Annotated in this window: 20 protein-coding genes and 2 pseudogenes; 9 read left to right on the top strand and 13 right to left on the bottom strand. The window is 64.0% G+C overall.

Translation table 11 applies throughout. From position 1 onward, the window contains the following. Window positions 1-232 precede the first annotated feature (232 nt). Window positions 233-1,267, bottom strand: a complete 1,035-nt coding sequence (locus tag FJ417_RS09400; RefSeq protein ID WP_140647880.1) for an aspartate-semialdehyde dehydrogenase — start codon at window positions 1,265-1,267, stop codon at window positions 233-235. Between the two features lie 667 nt (window positions 1,268-1,934). Here FJ417_RS09400 and FJ417_RS09390 point away from each other — a divergent pair. Continuing rightward, complete coding sequence (locus FJ417_RS09390; RefSeq protein ID WP_140783182.1) at window positions 1,935-3,800, top strand: DEAD/DEAH box helicase; 1,866 nt, start codon at window positions 1,935-1,937, stop codon at window positions 3,798-3,800. 324 nt (window positions 3,801-4,124) lie between these two features. On the opposite strand, the gene leuB is transcribed toward FJ417_RS09390, so the two are convergent. From leuB to leuD, 5 genes are all read right to left on the bottom strand, one after another. After that, window positions 4,125-5,228 (bottom strand): 3-isopropylmalate dehydrogenase, encoded by a 1,104-nt coding sequence (leuB, locus tag FJ417_RS09385; RefSeq protein ID WP_140783183.1) that lies wholly within the window; start codon window positions 5,226-5,228, stop codon window positions 4,125-4,127. A 278-nt stretch (window positions 5,229-5,506) separates the two neighbouring features. Continuing rightward, window positions 5,507-5,857: a VOC family protein gene (locus FJ417_RS09380; RefSeq protein WP_140783184.1), complete on the bottom strand. Its 351-nt coding sequence runs from the start codon at window positions 5,855-5,857 to the stop codon at window positions 5,507-5,509. 10 nt (window positions 5,858-5,867) lie between these two features. Further along, window positions 5,868-6,251: a RidA family protein gene (locus tag FJ417_RS09375; protein WP_140783185.1), complete on the bottom strand. Its 384-nt coding sequence runs from the start codon at window positions 6,249-6,251 to the stop codon at window positions 5,868-5,870. A gap of 325 nt (window positions 6,252-6,576) precedes the next feature. Further along, on the bottom strand, window positions 6,577-7,512 hold the full coding sequence (locus FJ417_RS09370; protein ID WP_140783186.1) for a hypothetical protein: 936 nt from the start codon (window positions 7,510-7,512) through the stop codon (window positions 6,577-6,579). 71 nt (window positions 7,513-7,583) lie between these two features. Continuing rightward, the gene (leuD, locus tag FJ417_RS09365; RefSeq protein ID WP_140647189.1) at window positions 7,584-8,189 is read right to left on the bottom strand and encodes a 3-isopropylmalate dehydratase small subunit; all 606 of its coding nucleotides are present in this window, start codon (window positions 8,187-8,189) and stop codon (window positions 7,584-7,586) included. A gap of 184 nt (window positions 8,190-8,373) precedes the next feature. On the opposite strand from leuD, the gene FJ417_RS09360 reads away from it, so the two are divergent. The 4 genes from FJ417_RS09360 (at window position 8,374) to FJ417_RS09340 (ending at window position 10,494) form a co-directional block, all read left to right on the top strand. After that, on the top strand, window positions 8,374-8,799 hold the full coding sequence (locus FJ417_RS09360; RefSeq protein WP_140783187.1) for a GNAT family N-acetyltransferase: 426 nt from the start codon (window positions 8,374-8,376) through the stop codon (window positions 8,797-8,799). Window positions 8,800-9,136: 337 nt separating this feature from the next. Next, window positions 9,137-9,457: a metalloregulator ArsR/SmtB family transcription factor gene (locus FJ417_RS09350; protein WP_140647191.1), complete on the top strand. Its 321-nt coding sequence runs from the start codon at window positions 9,137-9,139 to the stop codon at window positions 9,455-9,457. Further along, the gene (locus tag FJ417_RS09345) at window positions 9,454-9,903 is read left to right on the top strand and encodes an SRPBCC family protein (protein WP_140783188.1); all 450 of its coding nucleotides are present in this window, start codon (window positions 9,454-9,456) and stop codon (window positions 9,901-9,903) included. Before FJ417_RS09350 ends, FJ417_RS09345 begins: the two co-directional genes overlap by 4 nt. Before the next feature lie 72 nt (window positions 9,904-9,975). Then, window positions 9,976-10,494 carry an SRPBCC domain-containing protein gene (locus FJ417_RS09340; protein ID WP_246687420.1) on the top strand — a complete coding sequence of 173 codons (519 nt, stop codon included), beginning with the start codon at window positions 9,976-9,978 and terminating at the stop codon, window positions 10,492-10,494. On the opposite strand, the gene FJ417_RS09335 is transcribed toward FJ417_RS09340, so the two are convergent. From FJ417_RS09335 to FJ417_RS09320, 4 genes are read right to left on the bottom strand one after another with little or no spacing between them, the layout of a single operon-like run. Beyond that, on the bottom strand, window positions 10,472-11,638 hold the full coding sequence (locus FJ417_RS09335; protein WP_140783190.1) for an FAD-binding oxidoreductase: 1,167 nt from the start codon (window positions 11,636-11,638) through the stop codon (window positions 10,472-10,474). The genes FJ417_RS09340 and FJ417_RS09335 overlap by 23 nt on opposite strands. 27 nt (window positions 11,639-11,665) lie before the next feature. Then, the gene (locus FJ417_RS09330; RefSeq protein WP_140783191.1) at window positions 11,666-13,237 is read right to left on the bottom strand and encodes a HAMP domain-containing sensor histidine kinase; all 1,572 of its coding nucleotides are present in this window, start codon (window positions 13,235-13,237) and stop codon (window positions 11,666-11,668) included. Continuing rightward, window positions 13,225-13,923, bottom strand: coding sequence for a response regulator transcription factor (locus FJ417_RS09325; protein WP_140783192.1), 699 nt, complete (start codon window positions 13,921-13,923; stop codon window positions 13,225-13,227). The genes FJ417_RS09330 and FJ417_RS09325 overlap by 13 nt, the downstream gene beginning before the upstream one ends. 3 nt (window positions 13,924-13,926) lie before the next feature. Next, window positions 13,927-15,462: a DUF4173 domain-containing protein gene (locus FJ417_RS09320; protein WP_246687421.1), complete on the bottom strand. Its 1,536-nt coding sequence runs from the start codon at window positions 15,460-15,462 to the stop codon at window positions 13,927-13,929. Between the two features lie 492 nt (window positions 15,463-15,954). Between FJ417_RS09320 and FJ417_RS09315 the strand changes: the two are divergent. The 3 genes and pseudogenes from FJ417_RS09315 to FJ417_RS09305 all read left to right on the top strand — a co-directional run. Further along, a pseudogene (locus FJ417_RS09315) lies at window positions 15,955-16,044 on the top strand (GIY-YIG nuclease family protein); the annotation flags it as partial. 122 nt (window positions 16,045-16,166) lie between these two features. Further along, a complete protein-coding gene (locus tag FJ417_RS09310; protein WP_140783193.1) occupies window positions 16,167-17,045 on the top strand; it encodes a CoA ester lyase in 879 nt (292 codons plus the stop codon). A 28-nt stretch (window positions 17,046-17,073) separates the two neighbouring features. Beyond that, window positions 17,074-17,280: a DUF1737 domain-containing protein gene (locus FJ417_RS09305; RefSeq protein ID WP_140647198.1), complete on the top strand. Its 207-nt coding sequence runs from the start codon at window positions 17,074-17,076 to the stop codon at window positions 17,278-17,280. A gap of 254 nt (window positions 17,281-17,534) precedes the next feature. Here FJ417_RS09305 and FJ417_RS09300 read toward each other — a convergent pair whose 3' ends face one another. Continuing rightward, window positions 17,535-17,972 carry a metallopeptidase family protein gene (locus FJ417_RS09300; protein ID WP_140647199.1) on the bottom strand — a complete coding sequence of 146 codons (438 nt, stop codon included), beginning with the start codon at window positions 17,970-17,972 and terminating at the stop codon, window positions 17,535-17,537. Between the two features lie 162 nt (window positions 17,973-18,134). Between FJ417_RS09300 and FJ417_RS09295 the strand changes: the two are divergent. Beyond that, window positions 18,135-19,093, top strand: a pseudogene (locus FJ417_RS09295) (IS1595 family transposase). 17 nt (window positions 19,094-19,110) lie between these two features. Here FJ417_RS09295 and FJ417_RS33090 read toward each other — a convergent pair. Both FJ417_RS33090 and FJ417_RS33085 read right to left on the bottom strand, forming a co-directional pair. After that, the gene (locus tag FJ417_RS33090) at window positions 19,111-19,284 is read right to left on the bottom strand and encodes a hypothetical protein (RefSeq protein ID WP_181183186.1); all 174 of its coding nucleotides are present in this window, start codon (window positions 19,282-19,284) and stop codon (window positions 19,111-19,113) included. Window positions 19,285-19,916: 632 nt separating this feature from the next. Continuing rightward, entirely contained in the window at window positions 19,917-20,111 is a 195-nt protein-coding gene (locus FJ417_RS33085) for a hypothetical protein (protein WP_181183187.1), read from the bottom strand. Window positions 20,112-20,125: the final 14 nt, after the last annotated feature.

Raw genomic sequence — 20,125 nt, 5'->3', positions numbered from 1 at the left:
GACACGGCCCGTGAGCGAAAACAAACTGCCGAAGGCCGAGCCCGCGACCGCGGGCCGCCGGTCGTCCGGCGCCCTCGCGGAGGGCCAGCCGCGGCAGCGGCGATACGGCCCGTGAGCGAAAACAACTGCCGAAGGCCGAGCCCGCGACCGCGGGCCGCCGGTCGTCCGGCGCCCTCGCGGAGGGCCAGCCGCGGCAGCGGCGATACGGCCCGTGAGCGAAAACAAACTGCCGTCAGGCCGCCTTCTTCTTCGGCTGGATGAGGCCGCGCTCGACCAGCAGCTCGGCGATCTGCACGGCGTTCAGCGCCGCGCCCTTGCGCAGATTGTCGGAGACCACCCACATCGACAGGCCGTTGTCGACGGTCGAATCCTCGCGGATGCGCGAGATGAACGTGGCGTCCTCGCCGGCCGATTCGAGCGGCGTGATGTAGCCGCCGTTCTCGCGCTTGTCGAGCACCTGGCAGCCGGGCGCCTCGCGCAGGATCTCGCGCGCCTCATCCGCCGTGATCGGCTTCTCGAACTCGATGTTGACGGCTTCCGAATGGCCGATGAATACCGGCACGCGCACGCAGGTCGCCGTCAGCTTGATTTTGGGGTCGAGCATCTTCTTGGTCTCGGCGACCATCTTCCACTCTTCCTTGGTGAAACCGTCGTCGAGGAAGACGTCGATATGCGGGATGACGTTGAAGGCGATGCGCTTGGTGAACTTCTTGACGTCGACCTGGTCGGCGACGAACACCGCGCGGGTCTGGGTGAACAGCTCATCCATGCCTTCCTTGCCGGCGCCGGAGACCGACTGGTAGGTGGCCACGACGACGCGCTTGATGGTGGCGACGTCATGCAGCGGCTTCAGCGCCACGACGAGCTGCGCGGTCGAGCAGTTCGGGTTGGCGATGATGTTCTTGCGTGTAAACAGCGAGATCGCGTCCGGGTTGACCTCCGGCACGATCAGCGGCACGTCCGGATCGTAGCGGAAGGCCGACGAATTATCGATGACGACGCAGCCTTGCTTGCCGATCTTCGGCGACCATTCCTTCGACACATTGCCGCCCGCCGACATGACGCAGATGTCGGTATCGGAAAAATCGTACTGGTCGAGCGCCTTGACCTTCAGCGTGCGGTCGCCGAAGGACACTTCGGTGCCCTGGCTGCGCCGCGACGCCAGCGCCACCACTTCGCTCACCGGGAAGCCGCGTTCGTCCAGAATGTTGAGCATTTCGCGACCCACATTGCCCGTGGCGCCGACTACCGCAACCTTGAAACTCATCTGATATCTCCTGTCCCTCTCCGCTTGGTTGTTGGAGAAACCCGCCGGCCTCATGCGGGTTCCGTCCCCGGGCCAGACCCGGGAGAGGGTGGTTAGGCCAAGGGAATCACACCGTTTTGGTGGTGGTTTTGGCCGTAGTTTTGCTGGAACGGACGGACGCGTCTAAGCGCCCAGCCCAATGCGTTACATTGTGGCTGGGGGAGTCGAATGCAAGAAGAGCCATCAAAAGGCCGCGCATTGAAAAACGATCCCGTTCGACGCGGGCTTTTACGCGGTTTGATAGAAGAGTCAATCGGCGCAACGCTCTCCTTCTCCCCGTCACTATACGGGGAGAAGGTGCCCGAAGGGCGGATGAGGGGCGGCGCCGACTTCGACAGTTAGCTCGTCCGGAAGTGAGGCCTGAAGCCCCGCCCCTGCCTTACCTATCAGCGGTCGCGCTGCCCCTCACCTGCCTGCCGGCATCCTCTCCCGTATAGTGACGGGGAGAGGGCGCTCTCGCGAGCGGTTTCGCCAGTCGCCGGCACAGCATGGTCGCGGTCCTGGTGGAGCCCATGCACTATACAAGTGAGGCCGCAAGAAGTACGAACGCCCAGATATCCTTTGGCTGGCGCAGTGCCGGCCTTGTGCTCCACGACGAGCACAGAACCCCGAATTCCGAAAGAAGAAAATGTCCAGTTTCGAAACGATCGTTCCTGCGCTGGCGGAGGCGCTGGAAAAGCGCGGTTATTCAGCGCTGACGCCGGTGCAGAAGGCGGTGCTGGAGACGGAGCTCGGCCAGGCCGACGCGCTGGTTTCGGCGCAGACCGGATCCGGCAAGACCGTCGCCTTCGGCCTCGCCGTGGCGCCGACCCTGCTTGGCGGCGCTGAGCGTTTCGCCGGCGCCGGCGCGCCGCTGGGGCTGGTCGTGGCGCCGACACGCGAGCTGGCGCTGCAGGTGCGGCGCGAGCTCGAATGGCTTTACGAACTGACTGGCGCGCAGATCGCCTCCTGCGTCGGCGGCATGGACATGCGCACCGAGCGGCGCGCGCTGGAACGCGGCGCCCACATCGTCGTCGGCACGCCGGGGCGGCTGCGCGACCACATCACGCGCGGCGCGCTCGACATGTCGGCGCTGAAGGCGGTGGTGCTCGACGAGGCCGACGAGATGCTAGACCTCGGTTTTCGCGAAGACCTCGAATTCATCCTCGATGCCGCGCCGCCCGAGCGCCGCACGCTGATGTTTTCCGCCACCGTGCCGCGCTCCATCGCCACGCTCGCCCAGGGCTACCAGCGCGATGCGGTGCGGATCTCCGCCGGCGGCGAGGAAAAGCAGCATCTCGATATCGAATACCGAGCGCTCAGCGTTGCCCAGGCTGACCGGGAAAACGCCATCATCAACGTGCTGCGCTACTACGAGGCGCAAAACGCGCTGGTGTTCTGCAACACACGCGCGGCGGTCAACCACCTGACGGCGCGCTTCAACAACCGCAATTTCTCCGTCGTGGCGCTGTCGGGCGAGCTCAGCCAGAACGAGCGCAGCCACGCGCTGCAGGCGATGCGCGACGGCCGCGCAAAAGTCTGCATCGCAACGGATGTCGCGGCGCGCGGTATCGACCTGCCCAATCTCGAGCTGGTGGTGCATGCCGATCTGCCGACCAACCCCGAGACGCTGCTGCATCGCAGTGGTCGCACGGGCCGCGCCGGGCGCAAAGGCGTCAGCGCGCTCATCGTGCCGGGCAATGCCCGCAGGCGCACCGAGCGGCTGCTGCACAATGCCGGCATCAAGGCGACATGGGCGAGCCCGCCCTCGGCCGACGATGTGCTGCGCCGCGACGACGAGCGCATTCTGGCCGATCCCGCGCTTGCCGAACCGATCAACGAGGAGGAGCGCTCCTTCATCGAGACGCTGCTCGACCAGCACGGCGCCGAACAAGTGGCGGCTGCCTTTGTGCGGCTTTGCCGCAGCAGCCGCTCGGCGCCTGAGGACCTGCTCGACGTCGCGCCGTTCACGCCTTCGCATGAAAGATTGGCGGGCGAGAAATTCGCGCGCCGGGAGGAGACACCCAGGCGCCGCGACGATTTCGGCGACAGCGTCTGGTTCTCGCTTTCGGTCGGCCGCCGGCAGAATGCCGAGCCGCGCTGGCTGATCCCGATGCTATGCCGCACCGCCGGCATGTCCAAGCGCGAGATCGGCGCCATTAAGATGCAGCCGGAAGAAACCTTCGTGCAGATCGCCGCCGACTGGGCCGACCGATTCGTCGCCGCGATCGGCCCCGACCGCAAGCTTCAGGGCAACATCGCGGTCAAGCGGATCGACGGCACGCCGGACCTGTCGCGGGCCGGCTACCAGCCGCCGAAGCCGGACAAGAAGCCGCATCGCGGCAAGGGTGCTTTCGACCAGAAGAGCCCCAGATTCGAGAAGCGGGAACCGGGCGAGCGACAGCCTGGCGGCGAGGCGAAATCTTGGGCGAAGAAGCCGGCAAAGGCGAAGTTCGACAAGCCGAAATCCGACCAGTCGGCAAAGCGCAAGAAGCAGAAGAAGCGGCCAGCGTAAGATCGCGACGGAAGTTGGAAGCCGACCCGCGGCGAGCGCCGGGTAGATCGCCAACCTCGGAGATTAGCTGAAGCGTCCGAACTTCGTCATCCACGGGCGGAGCGGGAGCGAAGCGGACGCGTAGACCCGAGGATCCATTCCGTGACCTCGCGCGAAGAGTCGCAACGGTGCGGAACGAAGGCTTTTTCTGAACCGCTGCGACGCTCATAGGTCACGGAATGGATTCCATGGTCTGTGCTGCGTCGCTTCGCTCCTTGCTCCGCCATGGAATGACGAAGGCGTGGTGGCTGCCGGCTCCCGCAACGTCGGGCTGACCGGCTGGTTTCACCCCAGGAACTTGGCGATGATGGCGTCGCCCATTTCGGTGGTGCCGACTTCCTTCATGCCTTCCGAGAAGATGTCCTTGGTGCGCAGGCCGTCGTCGAGCACGGCGGCGATCGCCGCTTCGAGCTTGTCGGCCTCGGCGACCATGCCGAAGGAATAGCGCAGGCACATGGCGAAGGACGCGATCATCGCGATCGGGTTGGCGATGCCCTTGCCGGCGATGTCGGGCGCCGAGCCGTGCACCGGCTCGTAGAGCGCCTTGCGCTTCTTGGTCTTCACATCCGGCGCGCCGAGCGAGGCCGACGGCAACATGCCGATCGAGCCGGTCAGCATGGCGGCGATGTCGGAGAGCATGTCGCCGAACAGATTGTCGGTGACGATGACGTCGAACTGCTTCGGCCAGCGCACCAGCTGCATGCCGCCGGCATCGGCCAGCATGTGGTCGAGCTTGACGTCGCTGTATCTGGCCTTGTGCGTCTGGCTGACCACCTCGTTCCACAACACGCCCGACTTCATGACGTTGCGCTTTTCCATCGAGGTGACGTGATTCTTGCGCGTGCGCGCCAGCTCGAAGGCGACGCCCGAAATGCGCTCGATCTCGAACGTGTCGTAGACCTGGGTGTCGATGCCGCGCTTCTGGCCGTTGCCGAGATCGATGATCTGCTTCGGCTCGCCGAAATAGACGCCGCCGGTGAGCTCGCGCACGATCAGGATATCCAGGCCCTCGACCACGTCCTGCTTGAGCGAGGAAGAGGCGGCCAAAGCCGGGTAGCAGATCGCCGGCCTGAGGTTGGCGAACAGCTCCATGTCCTTGCGCAGCCGCAGCAGGCCGGCCTCGGGGCGCATCTCGTAGGGCACGGCATCCCATTTCGGCCCGCCGACGGCGCCGAACAGCACCGCATCCGCCGCCATCGCCTTTGCCATGTCTGCATCGGAGATCGCCGCGCCATGCGCATCGTAAGCGCAGCCGCCGACAAGCCCCTCGTCGGTGGCGAAGCCGCTGCCGAGCTTGTCGTTCATGGCCTTGATCAGCTTCTTCACCTCGGCCATGGCCTCGGGGCCGATGCCGTCGCCGGCGAGCAGGAAGAGATTTTTCGAAGCCATGGAGAACCGTCCGGTGAGAGAATTGAACCGGCGCCTTGCTAAACGGCAAGCGCTTGCGGCGCAAGGGGACGAGCGCCGAGATCCTTCACACCCCCCTCTGCCCTGCCGGGCATCTCCCCCGCAAGGGGGGAGATCGATGCACTTCGGCCTTCGCCAATCGCCGACGTTGAAAAAGAGGAGCGGGGCGGCCAAGCTGCCAATCTCCCCCTTGCCGGAGATGTCCGGCAGGACAGAGAGGGGTGCTGTCCCGCCAGCGTCTCAAAGAAGACCGGCAGCGCCTACCGATGCGACAGAACATTCACCAGCCGGCCGAACGGGTCGCGCACATAGAAGCGACGCACGCCCCAGGGTTCATCGGCCGGGCCGTATTCGATGGCAAAACCGGCCTTCTCCATACCCGCAAGCGCCGCATCCACGTCGTCGACCTCGATCGACAGGTCCGGCACCGGCGTCCCCGATCCGCCCTCGGCCATGAAGCTCACCTGCACCTGCATCCGTTCCTCGGAGCCGTAGGTGGCGATCCAGCCCATATCCATGAGCAGATCGAGGCCAAGCACGTCACGATAGAAGCGCTTCGCCGCGGCGATGTCCCTTGTGGCGATGTTGGTTACGATGCGCCGAACCGCCATCCCTCAGCTCCTATGCCGTGCGCCGCAGCGCCGTCACCTCGATCTCGATCTTCATCTCCGGCTTGTTGAGCTGGCACACGATCATCGTCGCTGCCGGGCGGATGTCGCCGAACGCCTCGCCGAGGATCGGGAAGACCACGTCAACGAAGGCCTGGTCGGTGATGTAATAATGCGCCCGCACCACGTCGGCCATGTCGAAGCCGCCATCGGCCAGCGCCTTGGCGATGGTCGCGAGGCAATTGCGCGTCTGCGCCTCGACCGTATCCGGCATGGTCATGGTGGCATAGTCGTAGCCGGTCGTTCCGGACACGAAACACCAGTCGCCCTGCACCACCGCGCGCGAATAGCCGGCGGTCTTCTCGAAGGGGGAGCCAGTGGAGATGAGCTTGCGCATGGGGCCTCCTCGTGATGGTTGCGCCCCCTCTAGCAGGGGAAGACGGGTCTGGTCGTGGGCCAAGCCAGGCGGACCGTTGTCAGGAAAGGTAAGCGCGACATGGGTGATTGGCCGAAACCTCCCTCCGGTCGTCATTCCTGGGCGGAGCAAGGAGCGAAGCGACGCGCGCAGACCCTGGAATCCATGCCGTGACGTCGAAGCGCCGCAGCGTTTCAGAATTCTGCACCGTTTGCACCCTACGGTAACCGTCACGGCATGGATTCTAGGGTCTGCGCTCCGCTACGCGTCGCTCCGCCCTAGAATGACGAAGGCACGGATGGTCGCCCTAGTTCCCCTGCGCGTCGTCATAGGCCTTCTTGATGTCATCCGGCCAGTCCTTGACCGGTGGCCAGGCGTGCGGCTCGCCATTGTCGCCGCGGCGGGCGAAATAGACTTTCTGCTTGGCCGGGTCGACCGCCATGAAGCCGTCATTGCCGCCGCAGTCATGCGGCACGCAGCCGGTGGCGTAGAAGGTGCCCGAGGCCGTCTTTTCGGTGCCGCCACCGACCAGCAGGCTGGTCGCCATGTCGGGCATGTCCTTGCCGAGCAGCGCCTGTCCGGCCTTGTAGACGGCCTCGTTGTGGAAGGCGTCGATGATGTTGTCGTATTTCGACGGGTCGACATCCTTCCAGCCGGTGCCGGGTTCGGGCGTGTAGGTCAGGTTGCCGGAGGTCGTCAGCCCTTCCGTAGGCGACCATTGCAGCGCCGGCTTGGAATCGCCCGGCAGCAGATAGGGCACGAAATAGATGGCGCTGTCGGAGACTGCCGCCGGCGGCGCGCCGCATTCGTCCTGCTCGACCGTGGTGGTCTGGATCTCGCCGTCCTTCGGCTTCCAGACGATGACCTTGGCCGGCCCGCACTGGTTGCCGCCGTCGCCGACATCGACCAGCGCCACGTTGACGTCGCCGATCTTGACGATCCTGTCGAAGAAGACGTCGTAATTGCTGGCCAGCTGCTTGCCGTCATAGGACAGCACCTTCTCGCCGTCCTGCTCCGGCTGCGTGATGGTGAGCTGGCCGCCTTCGAACGGGATCGGCGCCTGCTTGTCGTCATCCGACGCGGCCTGGTCGCTGCCCGATCCCTGGTCGGATGCGCCTTGATCGGCGGCCGGCTGGTCGGACGTCGCGGGCGCCGGCTGCGTGGCCGGCGCGGCGGTCTGCGCATTCGCGCCGATTGTGGCGAGAGCGAGTGCCACCGAAGCAGCCAGAAGCGAGCGTGTCATGACTGTCCCTCCATTCAGCCGCCACGAACCCGGCCTGCCATGGCCGGGGCCTATCGATATAGCTTAGGTGCTCAGGCCCAGGGGCGCTGCTCGGCATTCTTCTTCTCGAAGGATGCGATGGCGCCGGCCTTCTCCATGGTCAGCCCGATGTCGTCGAGGCCGTTCAAGAGGCAATGGCGCTTGAAGTCGTCGAGGTCGAAGGTCACCACGCCGCCGTCCGGCCCGCGGATTTCCTTGGCTTCCAGATCGATCGACAGCGTCGCGTTGGAGCCGCGCGAGGCGTCGTCCATCAGCTTGTCGAGGTCTTCCGGGCTGACGGTGATCGGCAGAATGCCGTTCTTGAAGCAGTTGTTGTAGAAGATATCGGCGAACGAGGTCGAAATCACGCAGCGGATGCCGAAATCGAGCAGCGCCCAGGGCGCATGCTCGCGGCTCGAGCCGCAGCCGAAATTGTCGCCGGCGACCAGGATCTGCGCCTTGCGGTAGGCCGGCTTGTTGAGCACGAAATCCGGGTTCTCCGAACCGTCCTCGTTGTAGCGCATCTCGGCGAACAGGCCGGTGCCGAGCCCGGTGCGCTTGATCGTCTTCAGATAATCCTTCGGGATGATCATGTCGGTGTCGACATTGACGATCGGCATGGGCGCGGCGACGCCGGTGAGCTTGGTGAATTTATCCATGATCCTTGCCCGTCTTCTTGGCTTGCGGGGAGTTTTGCGGGACGGTTTACACAAAGCCGGCGGCAAATGAAAGGCAACTGTTCGTGCGCGGGCCTTGGGCCAAGTCGAGCATGGCATGCGCGCCGGAGCTGCAATACCTAAAAAACGGCTTCGAAATCCTGGCCGGCTGGTGCAGTCTGCGATCATGGTTGAGCCTTCCAAAGTCCTTTACGCCAGCGAGCCTGCCCTCGACGTCGCCGAATTCCGCCGTGTGCTGATCGAATCCGGCCTCGGTGAAACACGGCCCGTGGACGACGAAGCGCGCCTTAAGACAATGCTCGGCAATGCCAATCTGGTGCTGACAGCGCGGCTCGACATCGAGGGCAAGCCGCTGATCGGCGTCGCGCGCGGCATCACCGATTTTTCCTGGGTCTGCTACATCTCCGAACTCGCCGTATCCGCTTCGGCACAGGGTCTCGGCGTCGGCAAGGGCCTGATGGACGAAGCACAGCGCCACCTTGGCCCTTCCGTCGCCATCAGCCTGATCTCGATGCCCGACGCCGTCGGCTTCTACGAGCGCATCGGCATGACGCGCATGAGCGACGCCTTCTGGTTCTCCCGCAAACGCTGACCTGAACCGCCACCGATATCGGAGCCGACTCCTGCCTGGAACCGGCGAGCCAGATCGACCCCCACTCCGTCGAGCTTCGCTCGACACCTCTGCCCCGATCGACCGGGGAGAGGAACCGTGCGAGGTCGCCGACCCTGGCTCCCTTCCTCTCCCTCCGGAGGGGGGAGAGGTGGCGCTGCGAAGCAGCGACGGAGTGGGGGAAGGCGCTGCTCAAAAGCGAAGCCACCTCAAGACAGGCACAATCCGGCAAGCAAGAAAACTTAGGCAAGCAGTCATCAGGCGGCAGAATATTTTTGCCACCGCTTGACATGCAACCAAATGGTTGCATATTAGAGCCATGAGCATGGATGCCGTCTTTCGCGCTTTGGCCGACCCGACCCGCCGGCAATTGCTGGACAGTCTCCATGCCCGGAACGGGCAGACGCTGAACGCGCTCTGCGAGCACATGGAGATGACGCGCCAGGCGGTGACCAAGCACCTGGCGATCCTCGAGGAGGCCAACCTCGTCACCACCATGCGCCGCGGCCGCGAGAAGGAGCACTACCTCAACCCCGTTCCGATCAACGAGATCGCCGAGCGCTGGATCGGCAAGTTCGAGCGGGGGCGGCTTGCTGCCCTCAGCCACCTGAAGCAACGCCTTGAAAGGGAAGAGCCGTGAGCGAGAACAGCTTTGTTTATGTCACCTATATCCGCACGACGCCTGAAAAACTTTGGCAGGCGCTGACCGATCCGGAATTCAACCGGCAGTTCTTCCTCTGCTCCTATCAGGAGAGCGACTGGAAGGTCGGCTCGAGCTGGAAACTGATCTTCCCCGACGGGCGCGTCGCCGACTCGGGCGAGATTCTCGAGGTCGACCCGCCAAAACGCCTGGTCATCAAATGGCGCAACGAATGGATGCCCGAGGTCAAGGAGGACGGCTACACCCGCTGCACCTTCACCGTAGAGCCCGACGGCGAGTTGATGAAGCTCGCCGTCATCCACGAGGCCGACGGCCCGCACAGGCTGATCCCGAACGTCTCCAAGGGCTGGCCGCTGGTTCTGGCGAGCCTCAAGAGCCTGCTTGAAACCGGCAAGGGTTTCGAGCGCCCGCCGTCAAAGGGGTGAACGTTCGTTTCGGATACGAGACAATCCTTGGTGGGATTGAATCTGATGCTTCACTTGTCGTTACCGCAAGCCATGGCGAATGCAGACACGGTCATGGCCTCGGCCGAGCTTTGCGCCTCACCGGGCGAGGTTATCGCGGCGCTGGTCACCAGTGAAGTCGAGCGCTGGTGGGGTTCGCCCGAAACCTACCGCATGACCGACTGGTCCGCCGATCTGCGCGTCGGCGGCGGTTGGAACGTCACGGTGCAGGCCGCCGACGGCAGACACCTCCCCGCCGGCGGAAAATTCCTCGAAATCGAGATGCCGCGCCGCATCGTGCAGACGCGGCGCTACGATTGGGACCATCCGGCGCTGGGGCATCACGAGACGACGGTGGCCTATCTGCTTGAGCCGATCGGCGGCGGCACGCGGCTCACCGTCTGCCATGGCGGCTTCGCGGGTTTCCCGGATGCGGCGGCCGAACATGCCGAAGGCTGGGCGCGGGTGCTTGGATGGCTGCAGGGCTATTTTGCCGGCGCGGCCGCCCCTTCGCCCCTTGTGCCCCTTGTGGGGGAAGGGAGCGCTGACGCTAGATCACATTCAATTCCCTGAACGCCCTTCCCTCCGCCACCCGTTCATATCCAAACGCCCTGCAGTCCACCGTCCTGTACCCGCCATGCACGATCAACTCGGCGAGCGACTTGCCGACCGCCGGCGCCTGCTGCAGGCCGTGGCCGGAGAAACCGTTGGCGAAGAGGAAGTTCTCGACCTCCGGATGCGGCCCTATCACCGCGTTCTGGTCGAGCGTGTTGTAGTCGTAATGCCCGACCCAGGCGCGCGTCGGCTTGATCGCTTCGAAAGCCGGGATGCGGGCGGCTAAGGTCGGCCAGATCACCTCTTCGAACAGCGGCCAGTTGACGTCGAAGTCCTTCGGGTCGGGCGCGACATCGCCCTCCTCCGGCTCGGCGCCGCCGGTGAGGTAGACGGAGCCTTCCGGCCGCACATAGATGCCCGACGGATCGACCAGCAGCGGCATGTCGGCATATTTCTCGCGCGCCTCGAAGACGAAAACGTTGCGCTTGCGCGGCTCGACCGGCAGCGCAAGCCCGGCAAAACCCGCCACCTTGCCGGCATTCGGCCCGGCGGCGTTGACGACAATGCCCGCTTCCAGCGTCTCGCCATTGTCGAGGCTTACACTGGTGACGCGATTGCCCTCGCGCGAAATGCCGGTGGCGGAAGCCGCGATGAAATCGATCTTCTTGTCGCGCAGCGCCTTGCGGAACAGCGCCAGCAGCGCATGCGCGTCGAACCAGCCCTCGCCGCTGCGGCCAAAGGCGCCGGCGGTGATGCCTTCGACCGACAGCCACGGGAAGCGGCGCGCCAGCTGCCCGGGGTCCTCGAGCAGGATATCGGCGCCCTCGGCGACCTGCGTCTCGTGATTGGCCTTGAGGATCGGTAGGCCGGCCTCGCCGGCGAGGATGAGGTAGCCGCCCTCGCGAAAGCCGATATCGGCGTCGGCGCCGAAAATCTCCTTCAGCCGCCGGAACAGTTTCAGCGTGAACTGCGACAGGCGGATGTTTTCCGGGATGGAGAATTGCTGACGGATCGAGGCGAGCGACAAGGTCGTCGCCGCGTGCGGAAACTGCGGATCGCGCTCGATCAGCGCGATCGAGCCGGTAAAGCCCTCATCGCGCAGGTAGTAGGCGACCGAGGACCCGACGATGGCTCCGCCGATGATGACGATGTCGTAGCGCATTTTTTCTCCGATCATTCGGTCGCGTCTTCACGCAACCGGCAAGTCGATCTCGAAGCGCGTGCCGCGCTCGGAGTCAACCAGCCTGATCGTGCCATCATGCGCTTTCAGGAGGGCCAGTACGATGCCGAGCCCCATGCCGGTGCCGCCGGACTCGCGCCGCGTGGTGAAGAACGGCTCGAAGATCCTGGCGCGGTTGGCGGCCGAGATGCCGTCGCCGTCGTCGCCGATCTGGACCGACACGCGCTCGCCATCGGCTGAGGCATGGATCGCCGCCTGTCGGGCGCCATGCCTCGCCGAGTTGTCGATGAGGCTGGCGAGCACGATGCCGAGATTCTCGGCCGAGATGCCGAGCCTGATGTCGCCGCCGCCTTCAAGCCGCGCTTCCAGCCTGGTGTCGATCGGCAACGATGCCAGGGCCGCATGAAGCGTCGTGCTGTCACCGCTCGGTTCCAGGTTCTCGGCGCGCGCCAGGTCGAGCAGCCGGCGCACCAGGAGATTGAGCCGCCCGGCGTCGGTGACGATGTTGTTGGAGAAGCGCCGCCGCTCGGCCTCGTCCATCGCGCCGCCGGAATCCCTGAGCAGCTCCGCCGCGCCCTGGATCGCCGTCAGCGGCGATTTCAATTCATGCGAGACATGGGTGGCGAAGGTCTGGATGCTGTCGGAGCGCGCCTGCAGCTTTTGCGCCATGTCGAGGAAGGCCGCGGACAGCGCCGCCATCTCGCGCGTGCCGTGATGGTCGAGCGGCCTGATTGCGTCGCGGTCGCCGGCGGCGATGCGCTTCGTGCGGTCGATCAGCGCGTAGATCGGCCGGCTGACGGTGCGGATGAACACCAGCGCGATCAAAAGTGTGCCGCCGAGGATGGCGATGGCCGCCAACGTCACCTTGCCGCGCTCGCCATAGAGGTGCTTGACGATGTTGTTCGGCGTTCGCGACAGGTACACGACGCCGGCGACCCGGCCGTCGAGCTCGACCGGCATGGCGACGAAGACGCGCACCTTGGTGCCGCGGCTGACCGAATAGAGCGGCGGGGTCGGCTGGTCGGGGATGCGCAGCCTGAGCTCGCTGGCATAGGTGCCGGAAAGCGCGGTCCGCACCTCTTCGATCTGGCCGAGCGACTGGCCGACCTCGTCGCCACCGGCGATCACCACGCCGCGTGGATCGAGCAGCCGGAAGCCGGCGAGCGTCGTTTTCTGCGTCTCGTCGAGAATGCCGTCGAGCCGCGCGCCTATTGCCGCGAAGGCGGGATCGGGCGTGGCGGGAAGCGCCGCCGGCCGCGACGGCATGACATCGTCCGAGGCAAGGTCGAGGCGCGGCTCGATCGGATCATAGGGATAGTTGTTGTCCCTTGCCGGATCGGCCGAGACCGGCGCCCCCAGTCTTTCCGGGGCGATGCCGGCCGCGCGCACCTCGCTGGCATAGACGGCGGCGACGACCGCCCCTTGCGCGATCAGCTCGCCCTCGGTCTGGCGGATCAGCTGGTTCTCATAAAGCCGAAAGAAGAACAGCCCAACCAGCGGCAACGCCATGACCAGGATCAAGATGACGACGACGACGGTGGCGAGCCGCGGCCGCCACCTTTCCTTGCTCAACCACCGCATCGGCCGAGCCGGAAGCCGACGCCATGCACCGTCGCGATCGCATCGATGCAGCCGACCGCGGCCAGCTTGGCCCGCACGTTGCGGATGTGGCTGTCGACCGTGCGTTCCGAGACATGAATGTTGGAGGCATAGGCATTGGCCATCACCGCGTCGCGGCCAAGCACGTGCTGCGGACGGGCGAGGAAGCCTTTCAGGATCGCGAACTCGATCGCCGTCAAGGTGAGCGGCTTGCCGCCGAAACTTGCTTCATGGCTTGCCGGGACGAGCATGAGCTTGCCATGCGTGAATTCACGATCGTCCGCCTCTTCCTCCGCGGCGGCCGGCCGCGCGCGCCGCAGGATGACATTGACGCGGGCGACCAGCTCGCGCGGGCTGAACGGCTTGGTCACATAGTCGTCGCCGCCCATCTCCAGACCCAGAATGCGGTCGATCTCTTCATCCCGCGCGGACAGGAACAGCACCGGCACGTCGGATTTTTGCCTGAGCCTGCGGCAGACCTCGAGCCCGTCCATCTCCGGCATGCCGATGTCGAGCACGATGAGGTCGGGCGCGCGGCGCTCGACCGCCTGGAGTGCTGCGGCGCCGTCGGCGACGGCGGCCGTCTTCATGCCGGCCTTTTCCAGCGCGAAGCAGATGATCTCGCGGATATGCGGGTCGTCGTCGGCGACGAGGATATTGTGTGGCATCGATCAATGGCCCGGTGCGGACGGTTGCACAGATGGAGGAAGCACGAGCGGGCCTCTGTTGTCGAGAACCCGTACCAGCCGCCAGTCGCGAAAGCTCCAGGCGCGCCATTTCTTTTGTTCGGCGAGATAATTGTCGATCATCACCTGGTCGGCCAGATAAGTGGTCGGCATTCCGATCTTGTGTGTGTGGTAGCGGTCCAGCGCCGGCATGGCGACAGCGCCGAGCGAATGCAGATACGGCGTGTCGAGCGGAGTGCCGGATCCGGTCATTTCCAGGGAATGGTCGACATTGAAGTTGGCGATCGTTGCTGCGAAGTTGACGAAGCAGCAGGCATAAAGCGTCGCCGATAGTGTCACAAGATTGGCGGAAAGCAGCCATTCGCCGGATTTTTGAAGCGCGATGCGGGCGACGATGAGGGCCAGCCCCGCCGCCACCAGTCCCATCCAGATGAAGGCGGCGATGCGCAGATAGGTGAGCGCATAGACGTCGATATAGAGATCGAGCCGCAGCATCGAGGAGATCACCAGCGCGATGTTCTGCGCCACCCAGAGATAGACCAGCCCGCGGATCAGCGGATCCCGGGACGTCTCGCTGCCCGAGCGCAGCGCCGCCAGCACGAAGCCGGCGGCGAGCAGCGCGGTGGCGACCAGCGGATAGGCGCCGCGATGCGCATAGGCGGCATAGGTCATCCCGTTGGGCAGGGCGACTCCGCCCCAGAGATAGGTGGCGTCGAGCGCGCTCTGCACCGCGAACAAGCCATTGAAGACAATCAGCGCGCGCAGGATGGCCGCCTTGCCGAAGAGGATGTCCTCGGCCTTCGCCGGTCTCGCTGCAGGCGTAACAGGCAAAACGCGCCTGACACGGAAAGCGAAGCGCGGCAGGCGCGGCCGCAGGAACGCCCAGACGCCGGCAAGCACGATCAGCCAGAAGATCAGCCGCGCGAACTCGATTTTTTCGAAGAGCGCGTAGAGGTCGATCAACGACAGCCAGTGCTCGATGATCGGATTGGCGGTGCCGAACAGCGCCAGGAAGACGACGCCAAGCGTCAAGGGCATGATCCAGACGACAATCGCCGTAAGCTGAAGCCGCCGCTGGCCGAGTTCCCGCGCTGCCTTGCGCCAGCGGAAGAAGTCGCGGGCGAAGCGGAAGGGCGCTGCGATCAGGAACAGGCTGAGCTGGCGGGCTATTCGGGCAGGTTCGCCGCGCAGCCGCCCGGCCAACGACAGCGCGAAGACCGCAAGTGCCGCGACTGCGACCAGCAGCGAAAGCGGGCTGACATTTTCGACCAGCGGCAGCAGCGCGGCGAACAGCGCGGCCGGCTTCAGCCAGACCCGGCCGTCGCTGAGCGCCGCCGGATGCATGGCGACGACCGTGGCGGCGAGCACGGTCGCGAAGATGAAGACGGTGATCCCGACCGGCTGGCCGTAGAAAAGAAAATCGGCCAGCGCCACCAGCAGCGCGGCGGCGCCGACGCGGCGGCAGTAGCTCGGGACAGGCGATGTCGTGCTCGCCGGCGCCGTCACGGTCATCGTCGTCATCGCTGGGCTTTCCTGGCTGTGTTAGCGCCGCCGCATGCCGGCCGCGATCTGAACGGAAGCACCGTCGCCGTCACGCGCCGCCTTTGCGGCTCGACGAGCCACCAGCCTTCGTCGCGGAGCCGGCGCGGCAGGAACCAGCGGGATGTGTGAGGTGTTCGCATGCCGCCGGTTTCGCCGACGGACACGGTGAACGCGCGGCGGATTGGAGGAGGTTTTCCGCACAGATTTGCAGATTTGGTGCAAGACAGCCTGGCGCCGGCGCCCGAGACGCTCGAGTACGGCATCGCATATGGCGGTGCCAGCCCCTGGGATGCCGTCAAAGGCGATAGAGAGGGTTCTTGCGCGTGAAGCTGCGATCTATCCTTCGTCATTCTAGGGCGGAGCAAGGAGCGAAGCGACGCGCGCAGACCCTAGAATCCATGCCGTGACATTAGCCGTAGAATGCTGCCGTCCAGAATAGCCGTTGGCGATGGCGCCAGGTAAGATCGAAGCATGACAGGCTACGTCTACATGACCGCAAGCCAGAAAGGCGGCACGATCTATATTGGTGTCACCAACGACCTTGCTCGCCGGATGCCCGAGCAGGACGGGTTGGCAGGACAGCGTGCGCCTCCGCCCTGCCGGGCATCTCACCCTTGCGGCCCCTCAAGGAGAAGATTACTCCCCGCCTTGCCTCATCCGCCATCACCCTGCATAGATCGGCCATGGCTCAGGAACCCTGCCGCCCGCGCCGCTCGGTGCTTTACATTCCCGCCTCGAACGACAAGGCGCTCGCCAAGATCGGCGCCTTGGCCTGCGACGCCGTCATCATCGATCTCGAGGACGCCGTCCTGCCCGCCGACAAGAAGGCGGCGCGCGACAAGATTGCCCGCATTCTCGCCGGGCGCGAAAAACGCTGCGAGATGGTGGTGCGCATCAACCCGCTCGCCGGCGAATGGGGCGCCGACGACCTGTTGGCCGTGGCCAAGGCCGAGCCCGACGGCATTCTCCTGCCCAAGATCGGCACGCCGCGCGACATCCTCGAGGCGGGCGACCTGCTCGACGACAATTTCGCCCCGGACAGCGTGAAACTATGGGCGATGGTCGAGACGCCCAAGGCGCTGCTCAACATCGGCGCCATCGCCGAGCTTGGCCGCGATCCAGCGTCGCGCCTCGCTTGTTTCGTTGCCGGAACGAATGATCTGGTGAAGGCGACCGGCATCCTGGCGACGCCCGACCGGCGCTATATGATGCCTTGGCTGATGCAACTGGTGCTCGCCGCGCGGGCCGGCGGCCTCGACGTGATCGACGGCGTCGCCAATGATTTTCGCGACCTCGACGCCCTGGCGCGCGAATGCGCCGACGGCGCGGCCATGGGTTTCGACGGCAAGTCGCTGATCCATCCCGCCCAGATCGAACCGGCGAACCATGCCTTTTCGCCGTCGCCCGAGGCGCTGGCCAGGGCGCGTGCGATCAGGGATGCGTTCGCGCGGCCCGAAAATGCCGGCAGGGGCGTGATCGCGATGGACGGCCGCATGGTCGAGCGGCTGCATCTGGCGGAAGCCGAGAAACTTCTGGCGAAGGCGATAATCATCGGCGCATGATGCGCCGATATTCAAGACAGGCTCGAAAATGAAACTCTACCGCTTTCTGTCCGGCCCGGACGATTCAACCTTCTGCCACAAGGTGACGGCGGCGCTGAACAAGGGCTGGCACCTGTTCGGCTCGCCGACCTACGCCTATGACAAGAAGACCAAGTCGATGCGCTGCGGCCAGGCCGTGGTGAAGGATGTCGAAGGCCAGGACTACGGCCCGGACACCAAGCTCAGCGACTGGTAGAAAGGGCGGCAGCCCCCAACTTCGTCATTCTAGGGCGGAGCAGGAGCGAAGCTCCGTCGCGAAGACCCTGGAATCCATGCCGTTACCTGAGCCGAAAGGCGCAGCGGATCAGAATATAGGGGACGTTTGCGGGTGTCGGGCGGCAAGCGTTCCGTTCTGCACCGCGGGTTTGGTGTTGATGGAACGGCATGGATCCTAGGGTCTGCGCGCGTCGCTTCGCTCCTTGCTTCGCCCTAGGATGACGAAGTGCGCGCTCAGCCCGCCGCCGCCTGCTCGGCCGCCTCCTCGATGCGCTCCATGTCGTCGTCCGACAGGCCGAAATGGTGACCGATCTCGTGGATCAGCACGTGGGTGACGATGTCGCCCATCGTCTCTTCGTTCTCGGCCCAGTAGTCGAGTATGGCGCGGCGGTAGAGCGTGATGCGGTTCGGACCTTCGCCGGTCTGCGGGTTCCAGCGCTCGGCGATGCCGCGTCCCTCGAACAGGCCGAGCAGGTCGAAGGGCGTCTCCAGCGACAGATCGTCCATGATCTCGTCGGTCGGGAAATCGGCGATCTGGATGATGATCTCGCCGGTGAGCTTGCGGAATTCGTCCGGCAGATGGGCATAGGTCTCCAGCGCCAGAAGCTCCATCTCGTCCATCGACGGGGAGAGCTGGTCGTGCCAGGTGCGTGTCTTGTAGATGCGGGCCATGAAATTTCCTTTGATCCCGGCATATAGGCTTTCGCGCCGATAGAGGCAAATGAGCCGGCTGGGCGTTCGCTTTCAGGGTAAAGGGCGAAGGAATAAATTCTCAATTATATACTTGACAAAGCAGGCGCCCCTTGGGATAAATGAATCCAAGGAGTTAGCCAAATGCGCCTCGATAGCCCGATCTTCCAAGATACCGAAGCCGCCCGCGAGCATCTTGAGGCTCAGCGCTGGCCGGAAGGTCCGAACTGCCCGCATTGTGGCAACGCTCGCCCGGATCGCATCAAGAAGATGGAAGGCAAGGCTCACCGTCCCGGCCTGTACAACTGCATGGAATGCCGCGAACAGTTCACCGTTACTGTCGGAACTGTTTTTGAGCGCTCTAAGATCGCTTTGAATAAGTGGCTCCTGGCGACGTTCCTCATGGCTTCGTCCAAAAAGGGCATGAGCGCTCACCAGCTGCACCGTATGCTTGGCGTCACCTACAAGACCGCTTGGTTCATGGCGCACCGCATCCGCGAAGCGATGGCAGAAGACGTTAAGTCGTCCGGTCCGCTTGGTGGCGAAGGCAAGACCGTCGAAGCCGACGAAACCTATTTCGGCCGCCGCGAAGACGGCTATGTTTCGCCGCACCGCAAGGGCCTGCCCTACCTCAAGCGCAAGAAGCCGATGAAAAACGCTGTCGTCGGTCTGGTCGAGCGCGGCGGCAAGGCCCGTATGTTCCATGTCCAGCACGCCAATAAGGCGGAAGTCCGCGAAGTGCTGGTCCGCAACGCCGACCGCAAATCCACGCTTTACACCGACGAAAGCAACCTCTATCCGGTCACCGGGCTTGAGTTCGCCAATCATGACACGGTGAAGCATTCAGCCAAGGAATATGCTCGCGGCGATGTCCACACCAATACCATCGAAAGCGTATTCTCAGTCTTCAAGCGCGGCATGGTCGGCACGTACCAGCATTGCGGCGAGGCTCATTTGCATCGCTACCTTGCCGAATTCGATTTCCGCTACAACCGTCGCCCGCCTTGAATGTTTCGGATACGGAACGCCACGACCAATTGCTAGCCATGATCGAAGGCAAGCGCCTCACCTATCGGCGGATTGGTGAAGCCCAGAACGCTTAAGCAGAAGGCACGAAGGCTTATCTTTTTGAGGAAAAGGAGGGCGAAGCCTTAACGACTTTCGCCTTTCTCTTTTCCGCCTGACTCTGCTTACTCTTGTCGCTATCGTGCGGCGCTGGTGGCGTCTTCAGCATCCGCTTAAGCGTTTCGTTGAACTTGGCTTCATCAGTTTGCTTTTGGTCTGGTGCGTTCATGATACCGAAATCCGTTCATCAAGCGGCTCAACGGCTACACTCAGCTCAAGACGCCCTCGCCGCATTTGACGCGGCCGACACAGCGTCCGATGTTGAAGCCGCTCGCCGCCATTGGTGGAGCTTTCTCGTCGGCGTATCTGGAGCTTATTCGAAACTGGAACAGGGGGCAAAGTGCTGCGGGCGGTGTACCGCATGGTTTGGTCGCGTAAAACATCTGCGAAGGACAGACCCATTGTTATCCTACCTTCACCACGCGCGCGACTCCGATACACATGGATTGGCAGACGTGACTGCTAGCGTACCGCAAGGTTTTTCGATCAAGACTAGCGGCGCATTTGGGATGGGTGAGTCTGGCATTGATTTCAAATTCAAGAACCAAGACGACGCCGAGCCAAGGGCTGTTAAGATCAAAGTCAATGACGGGCAAGGGCCAGAGCGAGATGTAATCTCTCGGGTTTTGCAGCAGTCAATCGACCATCGACTGAGACTGGTAAGGGTCACAGATGATCGGTTCAGTGACAGCTTCAATCCTCCCACCAAGCACTTGCAGATGGACCTCGACGACACATCTCCCGGAGCGGTGGGAAACCTAGCTGTCGCCTACATGCGCAAACTCATGGAAGAGGCTGAGTCTATGCCTTGCGACGCGCAAGGCGCTCCTCCGTGACCATCGCCACGTAAACGGCGCGAGCTATATCTGCTAGCTCGCGTGCCTCACCATATTTAAGCTCATAAACCGCCGCCTCGATCATCTCTGGCGTGATTTCAATGGGCTCGATTTCCTCAGTCTTTTCAGTGCCGGCCTGTCGGCCCGGATCATAGGACATATTCCCATACTTTC

It is taken from the genome of Mesorhizobium sp. B3-1-7, from assembly GCF_006439385.1.
Lineage (GTDB): Bacteria > Pseudomonadota > Alphaproteobacteria > Rhizobiales > Rhizobiaceae > Mesorhizobium.
This window is presented reverse-complemented; position numbering and strand designations above follow the sequence as displayed.